Source organism: Olsenella massiliensis (genome assembly GCF_001457795.1).
Classification (GTDB): Bacteria; Actinomycetota; Coriobacteriia; order Coriobacteriales; family Atopobiaceae; genus Olsenella_F; species Olsenella_F massiliensis.
The window spans coordinates 37,225-61,828 of sequence record NZ_LN898211.1; the positions used below are offsets into that span (position 1 = coordinate 37,225).

The 24,604-nt window shown below is 66.6% G+C and carries 22 protein-coding genes, 1 tRNA gene and 1 other RNA gene; 14 read left to right on the forward strand and 10 right to left on the reverse strand.

What is annotated here, in order from left to right; translation table 11 throughout:
• Positions 1 to 372: 372 nt before the first annotated feature.
• The 8 genes from rnr (at position 373) to ssrA (ending at position 6,522) form a co-directional block, all read left to right on the forward strand.
• Positions 373 to 2,448 carry a ribonuclease R gene (gene rnr / locus BN3001_RS04265; protein ID WP_058270586.1) on the forward strand — a complete coding sequence of 692 codons (2,076 nt, stop codon included), beginning with the start codon at positions 373 to 375 and terminating at the stop codon, positions 2,446 to 2,448.
• 61 nt (positions 2,449 to 2,509) lie between these two features.
• Complete coding sequence (locus BN3001_RS04270; protein ID WP_148362946.1) at positions 2,510 to 3,379, forward strand: tetratricopeptide repeat protein; 870 nt, start codon at positions 2,510 to 2,512, stop codon at positions 3,377 to 3,379.
• Entirely contained in the window at positions 3,366 to 3,890 is a 525-nt protein-coding gene (gene smpB, locus BN3001_RS04275) for an SsrA-binding protein SmpB (protein WP_082629978.1), read from the forward strand. The genes BN3001_RS04270 and smpB overlap by 14 nt, the downstream gene beginning before the upstream one ends.
• A 51-nt stretch (positions 3,891 to 3,941) precedes the next feature.
• Positions 3,942 to 4,463 (forward strand): flavin reductase family protein, encoded by a 522-nt coding sequence (locus BN3001_RS04280; protein ID WP_058270588.1) that lies wholly within the window; start codon positions 3,942 to 3,944, stop codon positions 4,461 to 4,463.
• A gap of 126 nt (positions 4,464 to 4,589) precedes the next feature.
• Positions 4,590 to 4,733: a rubredoxin-like domain-containing protein gene (locus BN3001_RS04285; protein WP_058270589.1), complete on the forward strand. Its 144-nt coding sequence runs from the start codon at positions 4,590 to 4,592 to the stop codon at positions 4,731 to 4,733.
• Positions 4,734 to 4,903: 170 nt separating this feature from the next.
• Positions 4,904 to 5,563 carry a YoaK family protein gene (locus BN3001_RS04290; RefSeq protein WP_328585289.1) on the forward strand — a complete coding sequence of 220 codons (660 nt, stop codon included), beginning with the start codon at positions 4,904 to 4,906 and terminating at the stop codon, positions 5,561 to 5,563.
• Between the two features lie 130 nt (positions 5,564 to 5,693).
• On the forward strand, positions 5,694 to 5,906 hold the full coding sequence (locus BN3001_RS04295; RefSeq protein WP_058270590.1) for a CsbD family protein: 213 nt from the start codon (positions 5,694 to 5,696) through the stop codon (positions 5,904 to 5,906).
• A 251-nt stretch (positions 5,907 to 6,157) separates the two neighbouring features.
• Positions 6,158 to 6,522, forward strand: a transfer-messenger RNA (tmRNA) gene (gene ssrA, locus BN3001_RS08150).
• Positions 6,523 to 6,635: 113 nt separating this feature from the next.
• Here the strand turns inward: ssrA and BN3001_RS04300 are convergent.
• On the reverse strand, positions 6,636 to 6,878 hold the full coding sequence (locus BN3001_RS04300) for a hypothetical protein (RefSeq protein ID WP_058270591.1): 243 nt from the start codon (positions 6,876 to 6,878) through the stop codon (positions 6,636 to 6,638).
• 373 nt (positions 6,879 to 7,251) lie between these two features.
• On the reverse strand, positions 7,252 to 8,148 hold the full coding sequence (locus tag BN3001_RS04310) for a hypothetical protein (RefSeq protein WP_058270593.1): 897 nt from the start codon (positions 8,146 to 8,148) through the stop codon (positions 7,252 to 7,254).
• A gap of 33 nt (positions 8,149 to 8,181) precedes the next feature.
• On the opposite strand from BN3001_RS04310, the gene BN3001_RS08330 reads away from it, so the two are divergent.
• The 4 genes from BN3001_RS08330 (at position 8,182) to BN3001_RS04325 (ending at position 11,859) form a co-directional block, all read left to right on the forward strand.
• Complete coding sequence (locus BN3001_RS08330; protein WP_156410034.1) at positions 8,182 to 8,358, forward strand: hypothetical protein; 177 nt, start codon at positions 8,182 to 8,184, stop codon at positions 8,356 to 8,358.
• A 128-nt stretch (positions 8,359 to 8,486) separates the two neighbouring features.
• On the forward strand, positions 8,487 to 9,425 hold the full coding sequence (locus BN3001_RS04315) for a patatin-like phospholipase family protein (protein ID WP_235815040.1): 939 nt from the start codon (positions 8,487 to 8,489) through the stop codon (positions 9,423 to 9,425).
• A gap of 98 nt (positions 9,426 to 9,523) precedes the next feature.
• Positions 9,524 to 10,609 (forward strand): 3-phosphoserine/phosphohydroxythreonine transaminase, encoded by a 1,086-nt coding sequence (gene serC / locus BN3001_RS04320; protein ID WP_058270594.1) that lies wholly within the window; start codon positions 9,524 to 9,526, stop codon positions 10,607 to 10,609.
• A gap of 77 nt (positions 10,610 to 10,686) precedes the next feature.
• Positions 10,687 to 11,859, forward strand: a complete 1,173-nt coding sequence (locus tag BN3001_RS04325; RefSeq protein WP_148362947.1) for a 3-phosphoglycerate dehydrogenase family protein — start codon at positions 10,687 to 10,689, stop codon at positions 11,857 to 11,859.
• A 143-nt stretch (positions 11,860 to 12,002) separates the two neighbouring features.
• On the opposite strand, the gene BN3001_RS04330 is transcribed toward BN3001_RS04325, so the two are convergent.
• From BN3001_RS04330 to BN3001_RS04365, 8 genes are all read right to left on the reverse strand, one after another.
• Entirely contained in the window at positions 12,003 to 12,998 is a 996-nt protein-coding gene (locus tag BN3001_RS04330) for a ribose-phosphate diphosphokinase (protein WP_058270595.1), read from the reverse strand.
• Between the two features lie 4 nt (positions 12,999 to 13,002).
• Positions 13,003 to 14,406: a bifunctional UDP-N-acetylglucosamine diphosphorylase/glucosamine-1-phosphate N-acetyltransferase GlmU gene (gene glmU / locus BN3001_RS04335; RefSeq protein WP_058270596.1), complete on the reverse strand. Its 1,404-nt coding sequence runs from the start codon at positions 14,404 to 14,406 to the stop codon at positions 13,003 to 13,005.
• Between the two features lie 145 nt (positions 14,407 to 14,551).
• Positions 14,552 to 14,625 (reverse strand) — tRNA-Gln (locus BN3001_RS04340).
• Positions 14,626 to 14,730: 105 nt separating this feature from the next.
• Positions 14,731 to 15,642: a peptidoglycan-binding domain-containing protein gene (locus tag BN3001_RS04345; protein ID WP_058270597.1), complete on the reverse strand. Its 912-nt coding sequence runs from the start codon at positions 15,640 to 15,642 to the stop codon at positions 14,731 to 14,733.
• 30 nt (positions 15,643 to 15,672) lie between these two features.
• A complete protein-coding gene (locus tag BN3001_RS04350; RefSeq protein ID WP_058270598.1) occupies positions 15,673 to 16,716 on the reverse strand; it encodes a polyprenyl synthetase family protein in 1,044 nt (347 codons plus the stop codon).
• Between the two features lie 9 nt (positions 16,717 to 16,725).
• A complete protein-coding gene (gene galE / locus BN3001_RS04355) occupies positions 16,726 to 17,781 on the reverse strand; it encodes a UDP-glucose 4-epimerase GalE (RefSeq protein ID WP_058270599.1) in 1,056 nt (351 codons plus the stop codon).
• Positions 17,782 to 17,863: 82 nt separating this feature from the next.
• Positions 17,864 to 19,102, reverse strand: coding sequence for a M20 family metallopeptidase (locus BN3001_RS04360; RefSeq protein WP_058270600.1), 1,239 nt, complete (start codon positions 19,100 to 19,102; stop codon positions 17,864 to 17,866).
• 33 nt (positions 19,103 to 19,135) lie between these two features.
• Entirely contained in the window at positions 19,136 to 19,795 is a 660-nt protein-coding gene (locus BN3001_RS04365; RefSeq protein WP_058270601.1) for a helix-turn-helix transcriptional regulator, read from the reverse strand.
• Positions 19,796 to 20,134: 339 nt separating this feature from the next.
• On the opposite strand from BN3001_RS04365, the gene ssnA reads away from it, so the two are divergent.
• Positions 20,135 to 21,490: a putative aminohydrolase SsnA gene (gene ssnA / locus BN3001_RS04370; RefSeq protein WP_058270602.1), complete on the forward strand. Its 1,356-nt coding sequence runs from the start codon at positions 20,135 to 20,137 to the stop codon at positions 21,488 to 21,490.
• 91 nt (positions 21,491 to 21,581) lie between these two features.
• Positions 21,582 to 24,572 (forward strand): putative selenate reductase subunit YgfK, encoded by a 2,991-nt coding sequence (gene ygfK / locus BN3001_RS04375; RefSeq protein ID WP_058270603.1) that lies wholly within the window; start codon positions 21,582 to 21,584, stop codon positions 24,570 to 24,572.
• The last annotated feature ends 32 nt before the right edge of the window (positions 24,573 to 24,604 follow it).

The window sequence follows — 24,604 nt, forward strand, 5'->3', positions numbered from 1 at the left end:
TGTATGTATGGACAAGTTCTGATAATCGAATCCTGGGCAAACGCAAAAGCTAGCCTTCGCAACGCACACGTTAGCCGAGGGTGCCGAGCATCCGGCCGCGCGCCGGGCCGCCCGTAGCCAGAACACGACATTTGTGTCAAAATCGCAGGCTTTGGGCCGGGATTCTGACATAAGCGTCGTGTTTTGGCTAAGCCGCGCGCCCCGGCAAACCGCCGCGCCCCGGCCGGACGTTGCGCCCCGGCCGGACGTCGCGCCCCGGCCAACCGCCGCGCCCCGTCCTGCTCCGACGTTCGACGCATTCTATAGAATGATGATGACGCCCGTCCCGGCGGACGACCCGGATGGCCCGGTTTGAGGGAAAGGTGGCATGACATGTCCAGAGGCACCTCACGGCCGCGCGGTTCCCGCAGACGCAAGCGCAGCGCGGGAACGCGCAAACGTCCTCCGCTGGCACAAGGCGTCATCCGCGTCTCCCGCTCGGGCTCTGCCACGGTAGAGACGACCGAGGGTCGCTTTCCCGTCGTGCGCGGTGGCGTGCGAGAGGCCATGAGCGGTGACACCGTGCAGGTGAGCCTGGCTCGGCCCCGTCGCGGCCAGGAGCGCGTCGCCCGGGTGCAGCACGTGATCGAGCGCGCCCGCCAGTCCTTTGTCGGCAGCTACGGCACGGCCGACCCCCTTGGTGTGGTCGTGCCCCTTGACGTGCGCCTGCGCCGCGACTTCTTTGTGACGCCTCAGGATGACTGCGCCCGACGCCTTGGCGTTCACGCGGGCGACGTGGTGGTGGCTCGCATCCTCGAGTATCCGGGCCGAGCCTCCGCCGGCATCGTCACCATAGAGCGTCGGGTCGGGAGCCAGGATGCCTTGGACATCCCCATGGAGTCGGTCATCGCCTCCTATGACCTGCGCACCGAGTTTCCCGACGCGGTCCTGGACGAGGCTCGGGCATTGAGGGATGACGTGGCGGAGGCCCTCGCGGCCCCCGATCGGGAGGACCTTCGCAGCCACTGCGTCGTCACGATCGATCCGGCCGACGCTCGCGACTTTGACGACGCCGTCGGCGCCCGCAGGCTTGAGGACGGTTTTGAGCTTGAGGTCCATATCGCGGACGTGAGCCACTACGTGGCGTGGGGCTCGTCCATTGACAATGAGGCCAAGCTGCGGACCTGCTCGGTGTATCTGGCCGACCGCGTCATCCCCATGCTGCCCGAGCGCCTGTGCAATGACCTGTGCTCGCTGAGGCCGGCCGAGGACCGCCTGGCGTTGAGCATCCTCATGCGCCTGGGCGCCGACGGCAGGCTGCTGGACGTCCGCGCCACGAGGTCAGTGATCCGCTCCGACGCGCGCCTGACCTACGGGCAGGCAGACGCCCTGCTGGAGGGCAGGCTGACGGCCGAGGACCTTCCCTGCGTCGCCGACCTGGCCCAGCCCGTCGCCACGTCAATCGCCGTGCTCGACGAGATCGCCCGCCTGCGCCTGGGCATCCGGCACGACCGCGGCGCCATAGACTTCCTGAGCAGGGAGGCAAAGGTCACGCTGGACGACAGGGGCCGTCCCACGGGGGTGGTCGTGCGCGAGCGGACCCGTGCCACCAGCCTCATCGAGGAGGCCATGCTCATTGCCAACGAGGGCGTCGCCAAGATGCTGGCGGACGCCGACGTCGAGTGCGCATATCGCGTCCACGAGCGGCCGTCTCCCGAGGCGCTCAAGGCGACGCTGCCCGCCCTCCAGGAGCTGGGCCTGGCGCAGGGGTCGCTGGGAGACGCGCTCGCGGCGGGCAGCCCCGTGGCAATTCAGCAGGTGCTTGCGGATGCCCGCTACGGCGACGGCGAGTTCCTTGCGAACTCGCTGCTGCTCAGGGCCCAGAAACGCGCCATCTACCTGCCTCACAACGAAGGCCACTTCGCGCTTGGCGCGGACGCGTACTGCCATTTTACCTCGCCGATTCGTCGCTACCCCGACGTCACGGTCCACCGGGCGCTTTTGGCCTACCTTGACGGGACGCTCGACTCACGGGAGCAGCGGGAGGTGCGCCTGGCGCTCGCCCAGATCTGTCGCAGCTGCTCGGACCGCGAGCGGGCCGCCGACGGGGCGTCGCGAGACTCCCAGAGGGTCAAGATGGCCGAGCTCTTCCAAAAGCGCCTGGGCCAGAGCTTTGCCGGCGTCGTCGTCGGGGTCGAGCGCTACGGCCTGTTCGTGATGCTCGACGACAGCTGCGCGGAGGGGCTCGTCCCGGTGCGTGCGCTGGGTGACGAGTGGTTTTCCTACGACGACGCGCGCATGACCCTCACGGGCGAGGAGAGCGGCACGACATGGCGCGTGGGTGCTCGCCTTGAGGTCACGGTGACGGGGGCCAGCCCCGAGCGGGGCCAGATCACCTTTGCGCTGACGCCGCGACGCCAGGCTGCCGCTCCCGCCTCCCCGGCGCCCGGGGGCTTCTCGCGCCCCTAAAGGGGTAGGCTACTACATGCACGTGCACGCACATGACGCCGCAGGTCCGAGGGAGGGCAGCGTGGGGCTAGACAACGAGCGCGAAGAGTCGGCGATGTCGGAGCGACTCCAGGTGGCGGAGGGCTACCTGATGCAGGGCGAGGCGGACGCCGCCTGCGACCTGCTGGCACGGCTTGCCGCCGACGTCGAGGAGTACGTCAGCGAAAACTGCCCCTCGTCGGACGAGGAGGAGTGGTTCAGCTTTGGCTCCGACTTCGAGCGGGTCGCCTATCGCCGGGTGTCAGGCGACCGACGCACCCTGCATGACGTCGGCGAACCCATCGACCGTCTCTACGGCGACCTGGGGCTTGCCCTGGCGCAGCAGGGGGACCGCGAGCTTGCGGTGACCTCGCTCAAGCGGGCCATACGGTGGAACCCCATGGACGTTGACAACTACCTGCGCCTTTCGGGCCTGTTGCGCCAGGCGGGCGACGTCGAGGGCAGCGTGCAGCTGGCCTATGAGACCTTTGAGCGCGCGAGCGACCCCGCGCAGCTGGTCCAGGCGTACCTCATATTTGCGAACTTCTTCCGCGAGCTGGGACGCGCAGGCTATGGGGCGGCCTGCCTGCGGGCCGCGCGACGTCTCATGCCGCACAGCGAGGGGCTTGCATCGACGATTGACCAGCTCAGGGGCAGCGACCTTGACCCCGACTCCCTGGATGACGCCGAAGAGGCAAGGCTCCTGGATGACGCGCGCATTCCGCGCGGCGCCAACATCGAGGTCGTGATCGAGTTGCTGTCGTGCGCGCTCACGGCGGAGCTGGCCGGCAACGAGGAGGCCCGGACGTCCTTCGTGCTCAGGGCGCGCGGCCTCTCAGACGATCAGACGGTCGAGGGCATCCTCGCCGAGCTGCGTAAAAGTGACGAGGAGGACGCTCATGGCCAAGGGTAGGCCCAGCGTCGTCGCCCAGCCCAAGGCGGGCGGCGGGCAAGGCGCTCGCGTTCGCCAGAAGAGGACGATCGCCCACAATCGCGCCGCCCGACACAACTACGAGATCGAGGAGACCTGGGAGGCGGGCATAGAGCTCACCGGCACCGAGGTCAAGAGCATCCGTGAGCGCCCGTGCCAGATCAGCGACTCGTTCTGCATCGTGCGCGGCGGCGAGCTCTTTCTCGTGGGCGTCCACATCCATCCCTACTCCAACGGCGGCGTCTGGAACGTCGATCCGGACCGCCGTCGGCGCCTTCTGATGCATCGCCGCCAGATTGACGCCATCGACCAGCGCATGAAGACCAAGGGCGTCGCGCTCGTGCCCCTGGAACTATACTTTGACGAGCGCAATCGCGTGAAGCTTCGCGTTGGCATGGGCCGAGGCAAGAAGCTCTATGACAAGCGTCGAGACATGGCCAAGCGCGACACGGAGCGAGAGGTGCAGCGCGCCCTCAAAGCTCGCGTGCGCTAGTGCGTCACTATCGGGACGGTCCGTCCGGGCCGCAGGGAAAGGAAGGAAGCGATGGCGACAGACGAGCTCTTTGACGAGAGGGCACTGTTCAAGTTCACGTCGGGCCTCTATGTGGTGTCGGCGGCCGACGGCGACGAGGTGGGGGCCTGCATCATCAACACCGGCCTCCAGGTGACCAGCAAGCCGTTTCAGGTCCAGGTCGTCGTCAACAAGGAGAACCATACCGAGCAGGTTATCGAGAAGGCGGGGCACTTTGCCCTCTGCCCGCTCACGCAGGACGTTGACATGCTCTACATAGGGCGCTTCGGCTTCAGGTCATCCGCTGACATTGACAAGTTCGACGGCGTCAAGACCGAGACCACCAGCCTGGGGGACCCTTATGAGTGCGAGCACGCGGCGAGCGTCATCGCCTGCGAAGTCAGGCAGACGCTCGACGTGGGCACCCATATGATCTTCGTGGGCGAGGTCAAGGAGGCGAGGCCGCTCTCCGACGTGGAGCCCCTTACCTACGGGTACTACCACACCGTGCTCAAGGGCAAGACACCGCCCAAGGCTTCATCCTACATCGGGTAATATGAAGGCAACATGAAAGGGGACGATGCCGGAGCCCGCAAATGGGTACCGTAGCATCAGGCCCGCAGTGGCCGGCGAACTTGGCGCGCAGAGGGCGCGCCTCCATGACATACGAGAGGAAGTAACATGGCCGAAGAGAAGAAGACGTACAAGTTCCGCTGCCTGGTCTGTGGCTACGAGACCGAGGTTGACACTCCCGAGCTGCCCGAGGACTTCGTCTGCCCCGTCTGCGGCGTCGGCCCTGACCAGTTCGAGCTGGTCGAGGAGTAGCTTGCCCGGCGCATGAGGCGCCGGCGTACGGAAGGAAGAGGGGGCCTGCCGCGCGCGTGCGCTGCGGGCCCCCTTCGTATGCGTCTACAATGGGCTGGTGGCCACGCAGGGGTCGGCAGTCATGCGTGGGCGGCGGGGCGCGATGACGTACTGCCAACGAGAAGAGGTGCGTGCCGGTGAGGCATGCGACGCAGACATCCGAATCCATGGAGCTTGCCGTCTTTCTGGCCCTGTCGGGCGGCGTCATGGACGCCTACTCCTACAGCGCGCGCGGGCACGTGTTCGCCAACGCCCAGACGGGCAACATGCTGCTGCTTGGCGTGGGCCTGTCGCAGGGAGACCTGGGAGGCTGCCTGCGCTACCTGCTGCCCGTCGTGTCGTTTGCCCTGGGCATCGCCGCGGCCCATGCCCTCAAGCTGCGCGCGCCAAGACGCGCCCTGCATTGGCGTCAGATCGTGCTCGCGTGCGAGATGCTGCTGCTCGTCTGCGTGGCGGCCCTGCCTGAGTCCCTCAACCTCCTCGCCAACAGCCTGATGTCGCTCGCCTGTGGCATGCAGGTGCAGGCGTTTCGCAAGCTCCACGGTCATGCGTTTGCCACCACGATGTGCATCGGCAACCTGCGCAGCGGCACGCAGGCCCTCGTCTCGTTCCTGCACGCCCGCGAGAGGAGCCATCTTGAGACGGGCCTGCTGTACTACTTCGTGATCGCGTGCTTCGTGCTGGGGGCCGTCCTGGGCAACCACCTCGTCGGCCCCTGGGGGCTGCAGGCCATCCTGGCCAGCCCCGCCCTGCTCGCTGTGGCGTTCTTCCTGATGTTTCGCGTGCGCTGACGGCGGGGATGCCCCGGTCGTCCATATGTGCGTCGTGTGTTCTCGCGATGCGCGGCAACGGCGGCCGACACGTGGGTATACGCGAAGTAGGTCAAACCTTAATGCCCACGGGGGCGGAAGGAAGGTCGCTATGTCCAACGAGAAGATTGACGCCAAGGTTGACGGTGCCATCGGCAGCGTCAAGGAGGGCGTCGGCAAGGTCGTGGGCGACACCAAGCTCCAGTCCGAGGGCGTCGTCGAGCAGGCCGGCTCCAAGGCGCGCGAGCTCGTCGAGGATGCCAAGGGTGCCGTTGAGGGCATCGCCGAGGGCGTTGACAAGCTCGTTCACGGAGACAAGAAGTAAGCTCTAACATATATGCGTGCGAGGGGGCGAGGCGACGTCGGTCGTCTCGCCCCCTTCTCGTAGGTGCGTGTGCGTCGCAAGGCGGGCGTGTGCGCGCCTGGTGTCGGCCGTCACAGGTGGCGTGGCATGGACTTTTGCGCACGCCTTCTGTCGCGACGGGTCATTGGGTAGAATGATGACGTGAGCCGCGCCGCGAGCGGCTCATGACGGTACGTTGACATTCGCATGGTGGCAGTGACCCCAGAATCCGTGGGGGTGACTGGTTTCGACAGGGTATGTCTGAGGTGGGCAGCAGGCCGTGGTCTCCTCGCCACGTTAAACAGGGGTACCGTCAAATTGAATTGACGACAACTCGTATCAGGGCTCTTACGCCCTCGCCGCTTAATTAATTAGCGGCCGTCAACCCGGGGGATGCTCCCGACCCCGGCGCGGCGTCATCTAAGGGAGACGCCCGTGCGGACGTCGTTGGTATGCCGCACGTCAAGACCGAACCAACTGGGGCGCGGTGCGCGGGTCACGAGGCGCGCCTCGCCTAAGATGCAACACGTGACTGAGCTTGGAGACACCTGCCAGGGATGTGCTTTGGACCGGAGTTCGATTCTCCGCACCTCCACCATGAGTGTAGTAGGCGAACACCTCAGGGTGTTCGCCGTGCGTCGAGCGTTCATACTGCTCGTCGGATAAGAGAGGGGGCCGCCCTGGCTTGGGTGGTCCCCTCTTCTTCGTTTGCTATGCCTGCGGCATGACCTTCCGCTTTCCGCTCTCGCCGAGGTACGACATGAGGCGCGCGCCGCCCGGCCCTGTAGTCAGCAGCAGATGCTCGCGGTTATGGCGGTCGCAGACGATCTCTTGCCGCACGTAGCCCGGAAGGTCGAAGATGGGGCCGTCGGTGCGGGTATCCGTCACGGCCATGTCTCTGCCGGCGAAGGCCTCGGCGCCCTTCTCGGGCTTCTCGTCCTTCTCGGGGTCCATGTCCCTCTCCTTTCCTGGGTTTGTTTGCGCGCTTCCCTGCGCGGGACAGGTGGGTTTTTCTCGCTATCCCAAGCGAGGAGAGGGTATCGGGGGTGTCGCCGCAAAAGAGGAGCCGCCCCGGAGGGCGGCTCTTGTCTTGGCTGGTTTTGGACCGAGGGCGCCCGTGCGATCGCCCGTGGCTCATTCTAGCTTTCTTGCGAAACCAGGAACGCCTCCTCCCGGTCTCTGAGCTCCTGCATCCGTTTCTCCCTCGCACGAGACCAACCATCGAATTCGGCTTTCACCGCCGCCGGCGCTCCATCGCGAAGGTGCCACCCATCGTCGTCGACGAAGAAGAACGGGCTCTTTGTGAACTCGGGTGCTCGCATTGTCGTCATTGGGTTGCTCCCATCTGCTCTTTAACCCATTTTAGCAACTCTCGTGCTACTGGTCGTGGCTCGTCGCCGGACAGCGCCTCTGCCAGCGCCTCGGCGAACCATTCGGGTGGCCCTCCGTCCACCGAATACCCGCTAACGGCTCGCTCGACATCGAGCATGCTTAGCCCGCAGTCGTGCATGATGCGTGGCTGGATGAAGCTGGAGACCGAACCGTCCGCGCTTTTCACGCCCATTCTCACGAGCTCGTCGTCGACGGCATGGGCGAACTCGTGGGAGAGGATCATCTCAACACCCGGTCCCTTCGGATGGTATCCGATTGCCGCATCTTCGAGATAAGGGGTCCGTATCGACGAGTCGCGACCGAAGAACTTCAGGTTCAGGGTGATCGTTTTTGTTGCTGAGTCGTACCATGCGTAGGCGTTTTTGAGGTTCTCGGGCGCATCGCTCGGCCGGCATGTCGCGATGCCGGAGATTTTTCCATGCATGGCCGGCAGTTCGCCTATCGAGGACTTCAGCGACGAGAGAACCGCCCTTCTTGTCCTGCCGTGCAGACCACTCAGCGATATGCCCGCCTGCGAAATTCCCGTTGCCTTTTCTAGGTCAATTCCTCTAACTGGCTTCGAATGCGCCCGCAACCCTTCGAGAGCGGAGGAGAACAGGCTTCGCTGGCTCGCCTTGCTGAGGTGCGGCCAGTTGCGCGCGTCGATGCCGCGGGACCGAAGCTCCTCGGATAAGGCGCTCTGCGCCGCCGACTTCGATATCCCGCGCGCCTTGAGCGTCCGCTTCACCCCGTTCCCATCTAGGAACTCTTTCATGGTCCGACGGCTCGCGTCGCTCCTGCGCACCTTCGGCATGTCGCCGGCCCACTCGCGCCGCGGCCTGCGGTCCAGCACCGGCGCCTTGCCCCTCGACTCGTGCAGGTCGTCGTGCCCGGTGAACAGGCTGAGCTGGCGGATGAGTTCGAGGCCCAGTGGGGGAGGGGGCTAGCCCCTGCCGACGACAGGTTCGATGAGGATGACGTCTTTGCCATCTGGTCAATGGATGACGACAGGGAGATATCCATCAGCTTCCGCGACCAGCTGCCGCAGCCGGCAAGAGGATGACAAACAGCAACACCCGTCCCGCCAGGCGGGCAGGCTCCCGGGCAAGGGGCTCGCGTGACCCGCCCTTCGTCCGACACGGGGTTGGGTAGACTGTGATATGCGGACGGTTGGAATGGTCGGGAGGTGCCATGGATGCTGACATGATGCGACCGCGCACGGCGGACGGAGGCGTCGCCCTCGTGCTCGAGGGCGGTAGCTTCAGGGGCATGTTCACCGCCGGCGTGCTTGACGTCCTGCAGGAGCGGGGGCTCACGGGCTTCTCGAGCGTGTGGGGCGTGTCTGCCGGCGCCATCAACGCCGCCAGCTTCAAGTCGCGTCAGCTTGGGCGCACCATGCGCATCATGCTGGCGTACCGTGACGACAGGCGCTTCATGAGCCTGTGGTCCTGGGCCACGACGGGCAACCTTGCCGGCGGGGAGTTCATGTACGACGAGGTGCAGAACCAGCTGGATCCCAGCGACGACGCCACGTTCAACGCCAACCCCCTGCGCATGTTCGCGGTCGCCTCGGACGTCGTGTTTGGCTCCGCGGCCTACCTCGAGTGCTTCCATTTTCCCGATGACATCGTCAAGGTACGCGCCTCCGCCTCCATGCCCCTCGTCTCGCAGATGGTGGACATCGAGGGCCATCGTTACCTGGACGGGGGCACGACCGACTCCATACCCTACGCCGCCGCGCTGGGCCTTGACGGCGCCACGCCCGTGCCCGGCTGCCCGCCCGCCCGCAGGGCGCTCGTCGTGCTCACGCAGGACCGCGGCTACGTCAAGGAGGGCGGCAACGAGGCCATGGCCCTGCGCTCCCACCGCTACGACGGATACCCCTTCTACCTGGAGGCCCTCTCCTCACGCGCGGAGCGCTACAACGCCAGTCGCCGGCGCCTCTTTGACCTTGAACGCGAGCCTCACTCCCCCGTGCTCGTGCTCGCCCCGGAGCATCCGGTCGAGGTGTCCACCAACGAGAGCAACGGCGGCCGCCTGCTCGACCTGTACCTGCGAGGTCGCCGCCAGGCAGAGCGCAGGCTGGGCGACCTGGCCGCCCTCTTGTCGTGCGAGTCTGTTAGCAACTGAATAATTTGGCGGCCCGTCACCCAAAATCTGACATGAGAAACCCTAACCTGTGAATTCGCGCGCATATCAGCCCGTCGCAACGTTAGGAGTGAGCGCCCATGTCCCGTGTATTCAACTTCTCCGCAGGCCCCGCCGTGCTCCCCGAGGACGTCCTTCGGGAGGCGGCGGACGAGATGCTCGACTACCGGGGCTCGGGGATGTCGGTCAACGAGATGAGCCATCGCTCCAAGACCTTCCAGTCGATCATCGACGCGGCCGAGACGGACCTTCGAGACCTCATGGGCGTGCCCGACGACTACAAGGTGCTCTTTCTCCAGGGCGGCGACTCCCTCATCTTTGCCTCGCTCTTCCTCAACCTCGCCCTCAACAAGAAGGCTGATTACATCCTGACGGGCAACTGGGCCAACAAGGCCTATCAGGAGGCCAAGATCCTGGGTGACCCCAAGGTGCTCGCCAGCTCCAAGGACAAGAACTTCTCCTATATTCCCGACTGCTCGGACCTGGACGTTCGCGACGACGCGAGCTTCGTCTACATCTGCCAGAACAACACGATCTACGGCACCGCCTACCACGAGCTGCCCAATACGAAGGGCCACGAGCTCGTGGCCGACCAGTCCTCCATGTTCCTTTCCGAGCCCGTGGACGTCACGCGCTTTGGCCTCATCCACGCGGGCGTCCAGAAGAACGTGGGGCCGGCCGGCGTCCAGGTGGTCATCGTGCGCGAGGACCTCATCCCCGACGACCTGCCGGGCGTGCCCACCCTGCTGCGCTTTAAGACGCAGGCCGACGCGGGCTCGCTCTACAACACGCCCAACTGCTGGGGCATCTACGTCTGCGGCAAGGTCTTCAAGTGGATCCAGGCGCAGGGCGGCCTTGCGGGCATGAAGGCAAGGAACGAGGAGAAGGCGGCCCTCCTCTATGACTTCCTGGACAGCTCCGACCTCTTCCGCTCCACGGTGAACCCCAAGGACCGCTCGCTCATGAACGTGCCCTTCGTCACGGGCGACCCGCAGCTCGACGCGGAGTTCGTTGCCGCCGCCGCCCAAGAGGGACTCGTGAGCCTCAAGGGGCATCGCAGCGTGGGCGGCATGCGAGCGTCAATCTACAACGCCATGCCCCTTGAGGGCGTCCAGAAGCTCGTCGGCTTCATGAAGGGGTTCGAGACGGCCCGTCATAGGGCGTAGGGCCCGTGCGCGGCGCGCCGCGGGCGCCCGCGTTTGCGAGATCGCGACCTCACGGCATTCCAACGAAGGGGAGACACGTGCACACCATCCACTGCATGAACAACATCGCCAAGGTCGGCACGGACCGCCTTGGGCCCAACTACGCGCTCACGGACGACCTTGCCGAGGCCGACGCCATCATGCTGAGAAGCGCCAACCTTCACGACGTGACGTTCCCCCGGGGGCTGCTCGCCATCGCCCGCGCCGGCGCCGGCGTCAACAACATCCCGGTCGACCGCTGCGCCGAGGAGGGCATCGTCGTCTTCAACACGCCCGGGGCCAACGCCAACGCCGTCAAGGAGCTCGTGTTCTGTGGCCTGCTCATGGCCAGCCGCGACATCATCGGCGGCAACGAGTGGGTTCGGGACAACTGCGACGACCCCGAGCTCGCCAAGAAGACCGAGAAGGCAAAGAAGCGCTTTGCCGGCTGCGAGCTGGCGGGCAAGAAGCTCGGCGTCATCGGTCTGGGCGCCATCGGCGCGGCCGTCGCCAACACTGCCACGCGCTTTGGCATGGAGGCGCTGGGATACGACCCCTACCTCTCCATCAACGCCGCCTGGGGGCTCGACCGCCGCATCCGTCACGTCACGGACGTCAACGAGATCTTCCGCACCTGCGACTACATCACCATCCACGTGCCTGCCACGGACGACACGAGGGGCATGATCGGCGCCGAGGCCCTCTCTCAGATGAAGCGCGGCGTGGTGATCCTCAACCTTGCCCGCGACGTCCTTGTGGACGAGCAGGCCATGGCCGAGGCGCTGGACGACGGGCTCGTCGCGCGCTACGTGTGCGACTTTCCCAACCCGGCCACCGCGAACATGAAGAACGCCATTGTTCTGCCGCATCTGGGCGCCTCGACGGGCGAGGCGGAGGATAATTGCGCCATCATGGCCGCCACGGAGCTCAAGGACTATCTTGAGAACGGCAACCTGAGCCACTCCGTCAACTACGGCACGATCGACATGGGGCCGCTGCCTGCGGGCCGCGCGCGCATCAGCGTCTTTCATGCCAACGCCCAGGGCCTCATCGGCAAGATCAGCTCCACGCTCGCCAGCTCCGACCTCAACATCGAGAACATGGCCAACAAGAGCCATGGCGGCAACGCCTACACGCTCATCGAGGTCACGGGCGACATCACCAAGGCGCCCGTTGACGAGCTCGCCGCCATCGAGGGCGTGCGCCGCGTGCGGCTCATCTCGCCCGCGTAGGCTGCGGCCGTGCTCGCCGGCAGGCTCACGAGCCACGTCTGACCACATGTAGGGCGCCGCCCGTCCCCATGACGAGCGGCGCCCTGCTGCCCATGTCGGACGCCTCGGAGGGGCCTGAGCGCCTCGGGCTCGGGGCGCTGGCGCTACATCTCGGAATGGCCGCTGGCCGACTCGGAGACCGAGTTGTTGGTGTACACGTTGTAGATGCAGCGCGCGAGCGAGTCCGCGACGGAGATCTGCCTGATCTTGGATGTGTGCCCGTTGATGACGGAGCACGGGACGGCGTCGGTGACGACGCACTCCCGGATGGGGGCATTCTCAAGGCGCTCGATGGCGTTGCCCGAGAAGATGCCGTGCGTCGCCGAGACGTAGATGTCGCCCGCGCCCATCTCCTTGAGCTTGTTGATGGAGCCGCACAGGGTGCCGGCCGTGTCGATCATGTCGTCGTTGATGATGCAGGTCTTGCCGACGATGTTGCCGATGATGCCCATGACCTCCGCGGAGTTGTGCCGAGGACGGCTCTTGTGGGCAATGGCGAGCTCGCAGCCCAGATAGTCGGAGAGCTTCTTGGAGACCTTCGCGCGGCCCATGTCGGGGGAGACGACGACGGTGTTGGCCCAGTCGAACCCCTTCTCCTTGAAGTAGTCGCCAAAGAGGTAGAGGGCCGTGAGATGCGTCACGGGGATGTCAAAGAAGCCCTGAATCTGGCCGGAGTGCAAGTCGAGGGTGATGACGCGATCGACGCCGGAGGTCTCGAGCAGGTTGGCGACGAGACGCGCCGTGATGGGCTCGCGGGCAGCGGCCTTGCGGTCCTGGCGGGCGTAGCCGTAGTGGGGCAGGACGGCCGTGAAGCTCTCGGCCGAGGCGCGCGTGGCCGCGTCGGCCACGACGAGGGTCTCCATGAGCAGGTCGTTGATGCTGTCGCCCACGATGGACTGGACGAAGAACACCTCGTCGCCGCGGACGGACTCCTCAAAGCGGGCGTAGATCTCGCCGTTGGCGAACTTCTCGATCTTGAGGCCCTGAAGCTCCAGGTGGAGAATGTCAGCGATGCTTCGCGAGAGCTCGGGGTTGCTCGTGCCGCTATAGAGCTTGATCTCCTTCTGATAGAGCGTGGGCTTGCTCAGGTTCTCGTACATGCCGTCAGTCCTCTTCCTCTAACCGCTCCCAATACGTGTCCGCCCAGCCCTCTTTGACGAGCTGCCTGGAGCGTTCCAGCGAGAGGGCCCCCGCCGGCACGTCCCTTGTGATGCACGACGCGGCGCCCACCAGCGCGTTGTCGCCAATGGTGACCGGCGCCACGAGCATGACGTCGGAGCCAATGAACACGTGGTCGCCGATCTCGGTGCGACTCTTGTGCCTGCCGTCGTAGTTGCAGGTGATGGTGCCCCCGCCGATGTTGACGTTGTCGCCCAGGCGGGCGTCTCCCAGATACGAGAGATGGGGGACCTTTGACCCGCGCCCCACCTCGGCGCCCTTGAGCTCCACGTGGGTGCCCGCCTTGGCATGGTCATGCAGGTGGGCGCCGCCTCGCAGATACGCGCGCGGACCGCAGCTCACGTCGTCGTCGAGGGCCGACCCGACGATGACGCTCTCGTCCACCAGGCAACGGTCGCCGACGACGGCGTCGGTGAGACGGCTGTTGGGGCCGATGGTGCAGTCGGCGCCCACGCTCGTGCGTCCCCAGAGGAAGGTCTGGGGCAGCAGGGTCGTGTCGGGCCCCACCGTGACGTCGGGACCCACCCAGACCTGGCTCGGGTCGAGCATGCTCACACCCTCGTCCATGAGGCGCTCGTTGATGTGTCGCCGCATGACGTCCGTCGCCGCGGCGAGCTGCGAGCGACTGTTGACGCCCAGCAGCTCGCGATAGTCCTCGGCGGCCAGGGCGCAGACGGGCTCGCCCAGGCCCACGAGGATGCCCACCATGTCGGTGAGGTAGTACTCGCCCTGCGCGTTGTCGGGGCGCATCTTGTCCACGTTGTCAAAGAGCCGCCGCCCGCAGAAGCAGTAGAGGCCCGAGTTGCACGAGACGAGGGAGCTGCGCTGTTCGGGGGTGCAGTCCCTGTCCTCGACGATGGCGCTCACCGTGCCGTCGGCGCCCGTGACGATGCGTCCGTAGCCGGAGGGGTCGGGCGGGGTCATCGTGAGGACGGTGCAGGCGTTGTGATGCGTCCGCGCCTCGCTGACGAGGGAGCGGATGGTCTCGGGCCTGACGAGCGGCATGTCACCGTACATGACGACGGTCGGCCCCTGGAGGCTGCCGAGGGCCTCGCGCACGCACAGCACGGCGTGCCCCGTGCCCTTGCGCTGGGTCTGCTCGACAAACTCGACCGTCTCGCCTTGCCCCGCGCCGTCGGTAAAGTAGCTGCGAACCTCCGCGGCGCCGCTGCCCACCACAAGGACGATGCGCTCGACGCCCGCCAGGCGCGCAGAACGAACCGCCCACCATATGAGCGGACGGTCTAGGAGGGGGTGCATCACTTTGGGGTGGGCGGACTTCATGCGCGTACCCTCGCCGGCGGCGAGGATGATCGCTGTAGTTGGCATGCTGCCTCCAAGCAGGTGACGTCCGACGGGTCTGCGAACGGTCACGCAGACGCCCACGGCCCATGATAGCTCAGGGGACGGCGTAAGGGGAGTGTAACGTTCGACGGATGACGCCGGCACAAAAGATCGTCGGGACGTCACGCGATGGCTGGGGCAGAGGGATTCGAACCCCCATTGACGGCACCAAAAACCGCTGTCCTGCCATTGGACGATGCCCCAGTTGTGACGTGCCTTGCCGCAGTCTTGCCGGTCCTGTGATTCTAACAGAGAAGCATCGCGCGCGCCCGTGCCGCCCGTTGTCGGGGCCGTGGGCGCGGGCGGCGTCTAGCGGTCGAACGCGGCGCAGATGGCGTCCAGGAGCATCACGGCGAAGGTCTGCGCGTCGCCCGTGGTGAACGTCCCGTCGTACTCAAGGCCCAGGGGCAGCTCGATGCGCACGACGGGGGGGACGCCCAGGACGCCCTCGCAGGCGGTCCTCAGCCGCTGGGGCAGGGTGTCGATGTCGTCGATCGCGAGATTGGGAACCTTGCTGTGACGGGGCAGGTGCGAGGAGGCGAGCACGAGCACCACCTCGTCGTCGGGATGGGACGCCCCGACGCCGTCGATGAGGTCCAGGCAGCTCCTCTCGCTGGTGGCGGAGGCGAGGTTCCATATCCTGCCCGCGACGTTGCGCGAGATGGGGTCCTCGGCCGTGATGGAGATGCGCGTGCCCTCGAGGACGCCGGCGGCGCGGGCAAAGCTCATGCCGCCCATGGGATGGGGGCCGGCGGCCTGCTTGCCGGACCATACGTGATGCAGGCGCTCGATGTCGTCAAAGGTGTCCTGGAAGGCCATGCCGTCGGCAAGTTCGCCCTGGCTCTCCTGGAACTGCTTGACGGCAGACTCGGTGAAGACGCCGTAGTAGCCGTCGGGGTCGCCGCAGGAGAAGCCCAGGATGTTGAGACGCTCCTGCAGTTGCTTGACGTCGTTGCCATGGAAGTTGGGAAGACGCAGGTAGAGCGTGCGGTCGCCCAACTGATACCCTTCGTCCACCAAGGACATCCAGGTGGCGGCGTCAACTTCGGTCCCCAGGCTCATGCCGTGGTCAAGGCGGAACTTGGCCACCGCCTGCTCCGTGGACTCGCCAAAGGACTGGTCGTCCAGCTCCCGCTGGTCAATGTGATAGCCCAGCGCGCCCAGCCGGTCCTGGATGTCGCTGACCGCAGCCCCCGAGGCACCCGCTCTGATTGCTTCCATCTGCTCTCCTGTTGTCGTGATGGCGGCAGGCTAGCTGCTTCTGCCAATGAAGTAGTCGGTCATCGAGAGAAGCAGCTCGCGCGGCCTCTCGCAAAGCTTTGCCGCGCCGATGATCCTCTTGGCGTCATCGGCGAGTCTGCGCGCCCGGCGGCGTGCGGCGTCGAGGGAGCCCGCCTTTCCCATGAGCGCGACGGCCCTCTCAAGGAGCTCCGGGTCGTCGCTGTGCGCCGAGAGGATGGCGACGAGCTCGTCCTTCCCGGCGCGGTCCAGGCGCTCGAGGGCATGGCACACCATGAACGTGCGCTTGCCCTCCGTGACGTCGCTCCGGAAGTCCTTGCCCTGCGCCGCGCCGTCCCCCGTCAGGTTGAGAAGGTCGTCCTGGAGCTGGAAGGCGAGGCCGGCCGCCATGCCAAAGGCCCGGAGCTCCTCGATCTGGCCGCGATTCCCCTCGCCGCAGAGGGCGCCCGCGACGAGGGGGGTCGCCGCGGAGTAGAAGGCGGTCTTGTGCGTCGCCATGGTCAGGTAGTCCGCGCTGCTCACGTCCCAGCAGTCGTCGCGCACCCAGCCCAGGTCAAGCGCCTGCCCTTCCAACGTGCGCCCCTCCATGGACAGCAGCTCGTCGAGCAGCCTCAGGCGCAGGGCGGCCGGCAGGGCCTCGTCGCGCAGCACGAGGGCCTGCACGCAGACGAGCGCGAGGTCGCCCACGTTGACGGCGACGCCCAGGCCGTCGCTCAGATGAAGGCAGGGCTGGCCGCGACGCAGCTCCCCCTCGTCGGCGATGTCGTCATGAATCAGCGCCGCGCTCTGGAAGAGCTCGACGGCCGCCGCGCACGAGAGGGCCCGGGCGGGGTCCCCTCCCACGGCCTCGCAGCCCAGCAGCGCCAGGGCCGGACGAATCCTCTTGCCGCCTGTCGCCGTGAAGCGCGCGAGCGGCTCGTAGAGGTAGCGTTCGAGGGCGTCTGCGACGGAGGCCTCGTCGTGCCGGGGGCGAGGCAGATGGGCGTCGAGGTAGGCCTCGATCAGGGGGCGCCGCGCGGCGAGGTAGCCGGCGAAGGAGGTGACGTCGTCAGCCATGGATGCCGCCTAGCCCTCGTAGCCGTCAGGGTTGCTCGACTGCCAGCGCCAGGAGTCGCGGCACATGTCGTCGATGTCATAGCGCGCCTGCCAGCCCATGAGCTCGCGGGCCTTCGAGCAGTCGGCGTAGTTGGCCGTCACGTCTCCCGCCCGGCGCGGCTCCACCTGGTAGGGGAGCGTGCGCCCGCAGGCCCGGCCGAAGGCCTCGATGACCTGCAGTACGCTGGTGCCGCGGCCAGTCCCCAGGTTGAACACCTCGACGCCGCTTCGGCCGCCCATCCAGGAGAGGGCCGCCACGTGGCCTGCGGCGAGGTCCATGACGTGGATGTAGTCGCGCACGCCCGTGCCGTCGGGCGTGTCGTAGTCTCCGCCGAAGACGTGAATCCGGTCGCGCTTGCCCACGGCGACCTGGGCCACGTAGGGCAGCAGGTTGTTGGGGATGCCCTTGGGGTCCTCGCCCATGAGCCCCGAGGGATGGGCGCCGATGGGGTTGAAGTAGCGAAGCAGCACGACGTTCCAGGCGGGGTCGGCCACGTGAAGGTCGGAGAGGATCTGCTCGATCATCCACTTGGTCCAGCCGTAGGGGTTGGTGGCGGGCTTCTTGGGGCTCTCTTCCGTGAGCGGCAGGCTGTCGGGGTCGCCGTAGACGGTGGCGGAGCTGCTGAAGATGATGGAGCGACAGTCGTGCTCGCGCATCACGTCCACGAGCGTGAGCGTGCTGCCCAGGTTGTTGGCGTAATACTCGATGGGCTTTTTGACCGACTCGCCGACGGCCTTGTAGCCGGCAAAGTGTATGACGCAGTCGACGGGCGCGTCGTCAAAGACGGCCTCCAGGGCGTCGCGGTCGCTGACGTCCGCCCGATAGAACGAGAGGCGCCCGGCCGCCTGCTCGCCGACGATGCGGTCGATGCGGTCTAGGACCTTCTCGGAGGCGTTCGAGAGGTCGTCGACGACGACGACCCTATAGCCCTTGGCGAGCAGCTCGACGACGGTGTGGCTGCCGATGAAGCCTGCGCCGCCCGTGACGAGCACGCAGGTGTCCCGCGGGTCCTTCTCCTGGCTCATGTGGTGTCCCCTTGCCTGTCTTGACGAGTGGTCTCAGCCAGAAGTATACGCGTGAGGGACGGCGGACGCTCGGGCGTTGTCCCTATGGCAGGGTGCCGCAGGTGGTTCGTGCCAGGTCGGAGAGGACGTCGCGGACGCGCCAGAGGTCTCGCACGGCAACGTACTCGTTGGGCTTGTGGGCCAGGTCCAGGCTGCCGGGGCCGTACGAGAGGCACTCGACGTTGCCGAGGGTCCCCGCCACGACGGCGGAGTCGGTGTAGCCCGTGAACACGTCCGTCCCCGTGGGGTGTCCCGTTCGAGCGCACGCCGCCCGCAGCGCCTTGAGCAGGCCCGAGCGGGGGTTGGCCGCGATGGGGGGACGGTCGCCCGTCACGACGTAGCTCCCGCGCACGCCCCTCACGGCGTCCTGCGCGGCGTCAAGCGCGTCCTGCACGACGCCGCGCGCCCATGCGGTCGAGAGGGGAGGCACCAGTCTCATGTCTATCGTGCAGCTGCACGCGTCGGGCACCACGTAGGGGGCGTATCCGCCCTCGATCTGCCCGAAGGTCACCGTCGAGGGGCCAAGGTCCGCATCGGCGGGAAGGTCGCGAAACGTCCTGCGCAGGCGGCCGATTGCCTCGGCCATGCCCGCGATGGCGTCGGCGCCGAGCCAGGGGGTGCTGGCGTGGGCGGTGGTGCCCTCCACCCGGACCTTGAACCAGCTGCGCCCCTTGTGCGCGGCGCGAATCAGGCCGTCGGTGGGCTCGGTGTCCAGCACCCATCCTTCGGCCGAGAACCAGCCGGCGTCAATTGCCGCCTCGACGCCGCGCATGACGTCCTCCTCGTCACAGGTGCACACCAGCGAGAGCGACCGCCGTGCCGCCGCGCCCGCCATGACGTCATCCAGGACGTCGGAAAAGGCCAGCAGGGCGCAGGCGAGCCCGCCCTTCATGTCGCAGGAGCCGCGCCCGTACAGCCTGCCCGCCTCTCTGCGCGCGGAGAAGGGCCCCGTCTTCTCAGACCAGCCCTCGCCCACCCGGACCGTGTCCATGTGGCAGAGTAGGCTGAGGTCGGCAGGGTGCGGGCGGCGGGCGTCCTCGTCGCCGGGGGCCAGGATGGTGGCCCTCAGGCAGGGACGGTCGGGGAGCGCTTCCAGCCGCTCCAGGGTCGCCCTGCGCGCGCCGCCGGCGTTGGCCCGCCCGATCCGGTCGCCCAGCCATGAGGACACGAAGGCCGCGAGGCGTCCCTCGCCGGCCCCGGGATTGGTGCTGTCGATGCGGACGAGCTCGCTCGTGAGCACCTCCACCTCGCGTCTGCGGCGTGCGAGGCCATCTGCCGTCATGACTCCTCCAGCCCGGTCGAGGTCAGGGCGTCCCTACGACTCCCCGTCCGCGCTCGCCAGGGACTTTGCCTCGTCCATGTAGCTGTACAGCGTGTACTTGGAGATGCCAAAGTAGGTGCACACCTTCTGGCCCGACTTGGTGATCAGGAAGGCGCCCGCGTCGTTGAGGAACCCGATGGCGCGCACCTTGTCCTCCTTGTTCATGAGCGAGACGGGCTTGCCCACCAGGCGAACGCTCTGCTCGATGAGCTCGTCCAACAGCTCGGTCACGCTTTGCGGGATGGGTTCGGGCTCGTTCTGGGTGCCCGTGGAAACCAGCGCGTCAAGCTCGTGTCGTGCCGTCATGAGCATGGTGATGTCAAAGTTGATGGAGAAGATGCCCACCACCTCGCCGCCCTCGTCACGCAAAAAGATGGTGGACGACTTGAGGAAGCGACCGTCCTCGGTCTTCGTGAGATAGGCAAGACGGTCCTCCAGGGCGTGATGGCGCCGGTCGTGCAGGGCCTCAAGCGCCACGCGGGAGGGGCCGTCGCCCAGCTTGCGGCCGGTCACCTGGCCGTTCTCGATGACCGCCACCGTGCTTGCGGCGTCCGCCGTCGTGAGGTCGTGGACGACCACCTCGCAGCCGGAACCAAACTGCGCGGCGATCCCGTGGGCGAGTCTCTTGCAGAAGTCGATGTAGGCCCGCTCCATGGGAGCTCTCCTTTGTGCCCGTCTGTGTCCGCGCGGCAGCCTTGTCGCGGGATGACGCCCGAGGACGCCCCGAACGCATGTCATACAGTACCGTACTGCACTTGGGGCGCCTGCGGGGGCACGCATTCCGCCATCCGTTATGTATTAGAAAATATAACCCGCTGGTGCTCCCTAAGATACCATCCACGACTTACTTATCAAACTTTTATTTTTCCAATCTATCATTTATTTAGCATTTCGTAGGCTGCATCACGTCAGTGTCATGCCGCGGCAGGAGAGGATCGCACGCCGTTGGCGTCCAACCGCGGCTGACCTGCGCAACCTGGTAGGGAGGGCCCTATGCTTCTCGTTGGGAACGGTCGCGTCATCACGCGCGACGAGGCGCTGCCGTACGTGGAGGACGGGGCGGTGCTCATCGAGGGCGACCGCATCGTCGAGCTGGGAGAGGGGGCAGAGCTCAAGGCCGCGCATCCCGAAGCCGAGTTCGTGGACGCTCGCGGGGGTGTCATCATGCCCGGGCTCATCAACTGTCACACCCACATCTACTCGGGGCTCGCCCGCGGCCTTGCCATCAAGGGCTGCAACCCCACTAACTTCCTCGAGAACCTCGAGCAGCAGTGGTGGAACATCGACCGCCACCTGACGCTTGGCGGCACGCGCGCCAGCGCGTACGTCACCGTGCTCGAGAGCATCAAAAACGGCGTCACCACGATCTTCGACCACCATGCGAGCTTCCGCGAGATACCGGGCTCCCTCTTTGCGATCAAGGACGTCTGCCAGGAGCTGGGCATCCGCGCCTGCCTGTGCTACGAGGTGTCCGACCGTGACGGCAGGCAGAAGCGCGACGAGGCGATTCGCGAGAACGGGGAGTTCGCCCGCTGGGTCGCCTCCCAGGATTCCGACATGATCGCCGCCATGTTCGGCGGGCACGCCCTCTTCACCCTCTCGGACGAGACGCTCGACAAGATGGTGGAGGAGAACGACGGCCTCACGGGCTTTCACGTGCACGTGTGCGAGGGGCTGGACGACGTCTGGGACAGCGCGCGCAACCATGGCTGCACGTCCGTCCATCGCCTTTTGGACCACGGCCTTTTGGGCGAGGACACCATGCTGGGCCACTGCATCCATGTGACGCCGGCCGACATGGACATCCTGGCCGCCACGCGCACCAACGTCGTGAACAATCCGGCCTCCAACATGAACAACGCCGTCGGCTGCGCGCCGGTCCTGGAGTTCTTCAAGCGCGGCATCACGGTCGCGCTGGGCACCGACGCCTACACCCACGACATGATCGAGAGCCTCAAGTCCTTCCTGCCCATCCAGCGCCACAACAGCGGCCTGCCCAACGTGGGATGGGCACAGGCCATGACCATGCTCTTCAAGAACAACCGCGCCATGGCCGAACGGTACTTCTCGGCCAAGCCCGCCGGCAAGCCCCTGGGCGTGCTCGCCCCCGGCGCCGCGGCGGACATCGCCATCTTTGACTACAAGACCTTCACGCCCTTCTCGGACGAGAACGTCGATGGTCACATCCTGTTTGGGTTCGAGGGGCGGGGCTGCCGCACCACCATCGTCAACGGCAAGGTGCTCTACAAGGACCGCGCCTTCGTGGACGCGGACGAGGACGCGATCTGCGCCTGGTCGATGGGCGAGGCCAAGAAGCTCTGGGGGGAGCTCAACGGCCGCCAGTACTAGCCCCACCGCCTTGCCGGACGCAAGCGCGTCGCCCGCGGACGCCATAAATGCGGGGGACAACGAGGCACCATTGGTGAGGAGAGGACCAACGATGAGCGACGTCATGCGACCCATGGCCTTTGGCCACCTTATGAGCTGGATACTTGAGGAGCACGCGAGCAAGGGGACCATCTTTGGCGTGAGCGCCCTCGCGCATCCCGCTGCCGGCGCGCGCCCCATCTTTGACGAGCGCGTCGAGACCCCCTTTGGCCCCGCGGCCGGCCCCAACACGCAGCTCGCGCAGAACATCATCGCCTCCTACGTCTGCGGCGCGCGCTTCTTCGAGCTCAAGACCGTCCAGAGGATGGACGGCGCCGAGCTCTCCGCGTGCGTCAACAAGCCCTGCATACTCGCGGGCGACGAGGGCTACAACTGCGAATGGTCCACGGAGCTCACCGTGGCCCAGGCGCGCGACGAGTACGTCAAGGCCTGGGTGGCCTGCAAGCTTTTGGCCCGCGAGCTTGGTCTGGGAGATCCCGACGGCTTCGTCTTCAACATGTCGGTGGGCTATGACCTCGAGGGCATCAAGACCCCCAAGATCGACGGCTACATAGACGACATGATGGACGCCTCGAAAACCGAGGCGTTCACCTCGGCCATCGCCTGGGCCAGGCGCAACCTCGGGCTCTTCTCAAAGGTTGACGAGGCCTTCGTGGACAACATCAGCCCGCGCGTCTCTCGCTCCATCACCGAGTCCACGCTGCACGGCTGCCCCCCGCAGGAGATCGAGGCCATCGCCTCCCACCTCATCGGCGAGAAGGGGCTCAACACCTATGTCAAGTGCAACCCCACGCTGCTGGGCTACGAGTACGCCCGCACCACCCTCGACTCCCTGGGCTTTGACTACGTCGTCTTTGACGACCACCACTTCCTGGAGGACCTCCAATGGGAGGACGCGGTGCCCATGCTGCGTCGCCTGATCGCGCTGGCGGCCGAGCACGGCGTCGAGTTTGGCGTCAAGCTCACCAACACCTTCCCGGTTGACGTGACGCGCGGCGAGCTTCCCAGCGAGGAGATGTACATGTCCGGCCGCTCGCTGTGGCCCCTCACCACGAGTCTCGCCGCGCGCATCGCGCGCGAGTTTGAAGGCGCCCTGCGCATCTCGTTCTCGGGCGGTGCCGACGCCAACAACATCCGCGACCTCGTGGATGCCGGCGTGTGGCCGGTCACCATCGCCACCTCGGTTCTCAAGCCGGGCGGATACCAGCGCTTCTCGCAGGTCGCCGAGAGGCTGTCCGACATCGACGATCGGCCCTTTGACGGCGTTGACGTCGATAAGGTCGATGCCATCGTCACCGAGGCGCTCAAGGGCCAGGCGTATCGCAAGCCCGTGAAGCCCCTGCCCGAGCGTCACGTGCGCGGCGAGCTTCCCCTGGCCGACTGCTTCATCGCGCCCTGCCGCGACACCTGTCCCATCCATCAGGACATCCCCGGCTATCTTCGCGCGGAGCAGGAGGGTCGCCACGCCGACGCGCTGAACATCATCCTCGAGCGCAATGCCCTGCCGTTCATCACGGGCACGCTCTGCCCCCACACCTGCGGAAACAGCTGCATGCGCAACTACTACGAGGGCGAGGTGAACATCCGCGCCTTCAAGCTGCGCGCCGCGACGGCCGCCTTTGACGAGGTGCTCCCCACGCTCAAGGCCCGCGGCAGCGCCCGACAGAAGGTCGCCGTCGTGGGCGCCGGCCCCGCCGGTCTCTCCGTGGCGTCGTTCCTCTCCCGTGCGGGCGTGAAGGTTGACGTCCTTGAGCGCTCCTCGAGGCCCGGCGGCATCGTGCGCAACGTCATCCCGGGCTTCCGCATCAGCGACGAGGCCATCGACAAGGACGTCAGGCTGTGCCAGGCCTACGGCGCGACCATACGCTGCGGCGTCGAGGTCACCGACGTGCGCGAGCTGCTGTCCCAGGGCTACACGGACGTCGTCGTCGCCGTGGGCGCCTGGGCGCCCGGCGCCGCGGTCGTACAGGAGGGCCCCACGCTCGACGCCCTCGAGTTCCTGGAGGCCTTCAAGCGAGATCCCTCCAGCCTCGATGTGGGCGAGGACGTCGTCGTCGTGGGCGCCGGCAACACCGCCATGGACGTCGCCCGCGCCGCCCGGCGCGTGCCCGGGGTTAAGAACGTGCGCCTGGCGTATCGTCGCACGCGGCGCTACATGCCCGCCGACGAGGAGGAGCTGATTGAGGCCATCGCCGACGGCGTCGAGTTCATGGAGCTCCTGGCGCCTCGCCGCGTCGAGGACGGCAGGCTCCTCTGCGACGTCATGGAGCTGGGTGCCCCGGACGCGTCCGGCCGCCGCAGCACGCACGCCACGGGCCGGACGACCGTTGTGCCCGCCAGCGCCGTCATCGCGGCGGTGGGCGAGAGGATAGACCCCACGCTCTTTGCGGCCAGCGGCATCGAGCTGGACGACAGGGGCCGCCCCCAGGTCGATGACGACCTGCGCACCAACCTGCCGCACGTCTACGTCGCAGGCGACGCCCGCCGCGGTCCCGCGACCGTGGTGAAGGCCATCGCCGACGCCATCTCAGTGTGCCGCGCCATCTGCGGGGCGAGCTTTGAGGGGCAGGTGGAGTCCAACGTCAACCCGCGCTATCAAGAGCCGCTCGCGTCGCGCGGCGCGCTCGAGCGCGACTGCGCCGACCTTGCCACGACCCGCTGTCTGGGATGTTCCACGGTCTGCGAGGCTTGCTGCGAGGTGTGCCCCAACCGCGCGAACGTCGCCGTGGCCGTCGACGGCAGGCGCCAACGCCAGATCGTCCACGTTGACGGCATGTGCAACGAATGCGGCAACTGCGCCGTGTTCTGCCCGTACGGCGAGGGCAGGCCGTACAAGGACAAGCTCACCGTCTTCTGGAGCCGCGAGGACTTTGATGACTCGACCAACGAGGGGTTCCTTCCCGTCGAAGGCGGCATGCTCGTGCGCCTGGACGGCGAGGAGAGAATCTATGACGTCGCGGACGAGGCCTGCGGCCTGCCCACCGACGTCAGGGACATCATCCGTGCGGTCGTGAGGGACTACCCCTTCCTGCTGGTCCGGTAGGGATGTCGCAGGGTAACGACGACGCACGCCAG

Coding starts and splice junctions, on each gene's coding strand:
- BN3001_RS04280 (WP_058270588.1), top strand. CDS start 3,942: ATGGCGACAGACGAGCTCTTTGACGAGAGGGCACTGTTCAAGTTCACG.
- serC (WP_058270594.1), top strand. CDS start 9,524: ATGTCCCGTGTATTCAACTTCTCCGCAGGCCCCGCCGTGCTCCCCGAG.
- ygfK (WP_058270603.1), top strand. CDS start 21,582: ATGAGCGACGTCATGCGACCCATGGCCTTTGGCCACCTTATGAGCTGG.
- ssnA (WP_058270602.1), top strand. CDS start 20,135: ATGCTTCTCGTTGGGAACGGTCGCGTCATCACGCGCGACGAGGCGCTG.
- BN3001_RS04360 (WP_058270600.1), bottom strand. CDS start 19,102: ATGACGGCAGATGGCCTCGCACGCCGCAGACGCGAGGTGGAGGTGCTC.
- rnr (WP_058270586.1), top strand. CDS start 373: ATGTCCAGAGGCACCTCACGGCCGCGCGGTTCCCGCAGACGCAAGCGC.
- BN3001_RS04285 (WP_058270589.1), top strand. CDS start 4,590: ATGGCCGAAGAGAAGAAGACGTACAAGTTCCGCTGCCTGGTCTGTGGC.
- BN3001_RS04345 (WP_058270597.1), bottom strand. CDS start 15,642: ATGGAAGCAATCAGAGCGGGTGCCTCGGGGGCTGCGGTCAGCGACATC.
- BN3001_RS04295 (WP_058270590.1), top strand. CDS start 5,694: ATGTCCAACGAGAAGATTGACGCCAAGGTTGACGGTGCCATCGGCAGC.
- smpB (WP_082629978.1), top strand. CDS start 3,366: ATGGCCAAGGGTAGGCCCAGCGTCGTCGCCCAGCCCAAGGCGGGCGGC.
- BN3001_RS04330 (WP_058270595.1), bottom strand. CDS start 12,998: ATGTACGAGAACCTGAGCAAGCCCACGCTCTATCAGAAGGAGATCAAG.
- galE (WP_058270599.1), bottom strand. CDS start 17,781: ATGAGCCAGGAGAAGGACCCGCGGGACACCTGCGTGCTCGTCACGGGC.
- BN3001_RS04315 (WP_235815040.1), top strand. CDS start 8,487: ATGGATGCTGACATGATGCGACCGCGCACGGCGGACGGAGGCGTCGCC.
- BN3001_RS04300 (WP_058270591.1), bottom strand. CDS start 6,878: ATGGACCCCGAGAAGGACGAGAAGCCCGAGAAGGGCGCCGAGGCCTTC.
- BN3001_RS04365 (WP_058270601.1), bottom strand. CDS start 19,795: ATGGAGCGGGCCTACATCGACTTCTGCAAGAGACTCGCCCACGGGATC.
- BN3001_RS04350 (WP_058270598.1), bottom strand. CDS start 16,716: ATGGCTGACGACGTCACCTCCTTCGCCGGCTACCTCGCCGCGCGGCGC.
- glmU (WP_058270596.1), bottom strand. CDS start 14,406: ATGCCAACTACAGCGATCATCCTCGCCGCCGGCGAGGGTACGCGCATG.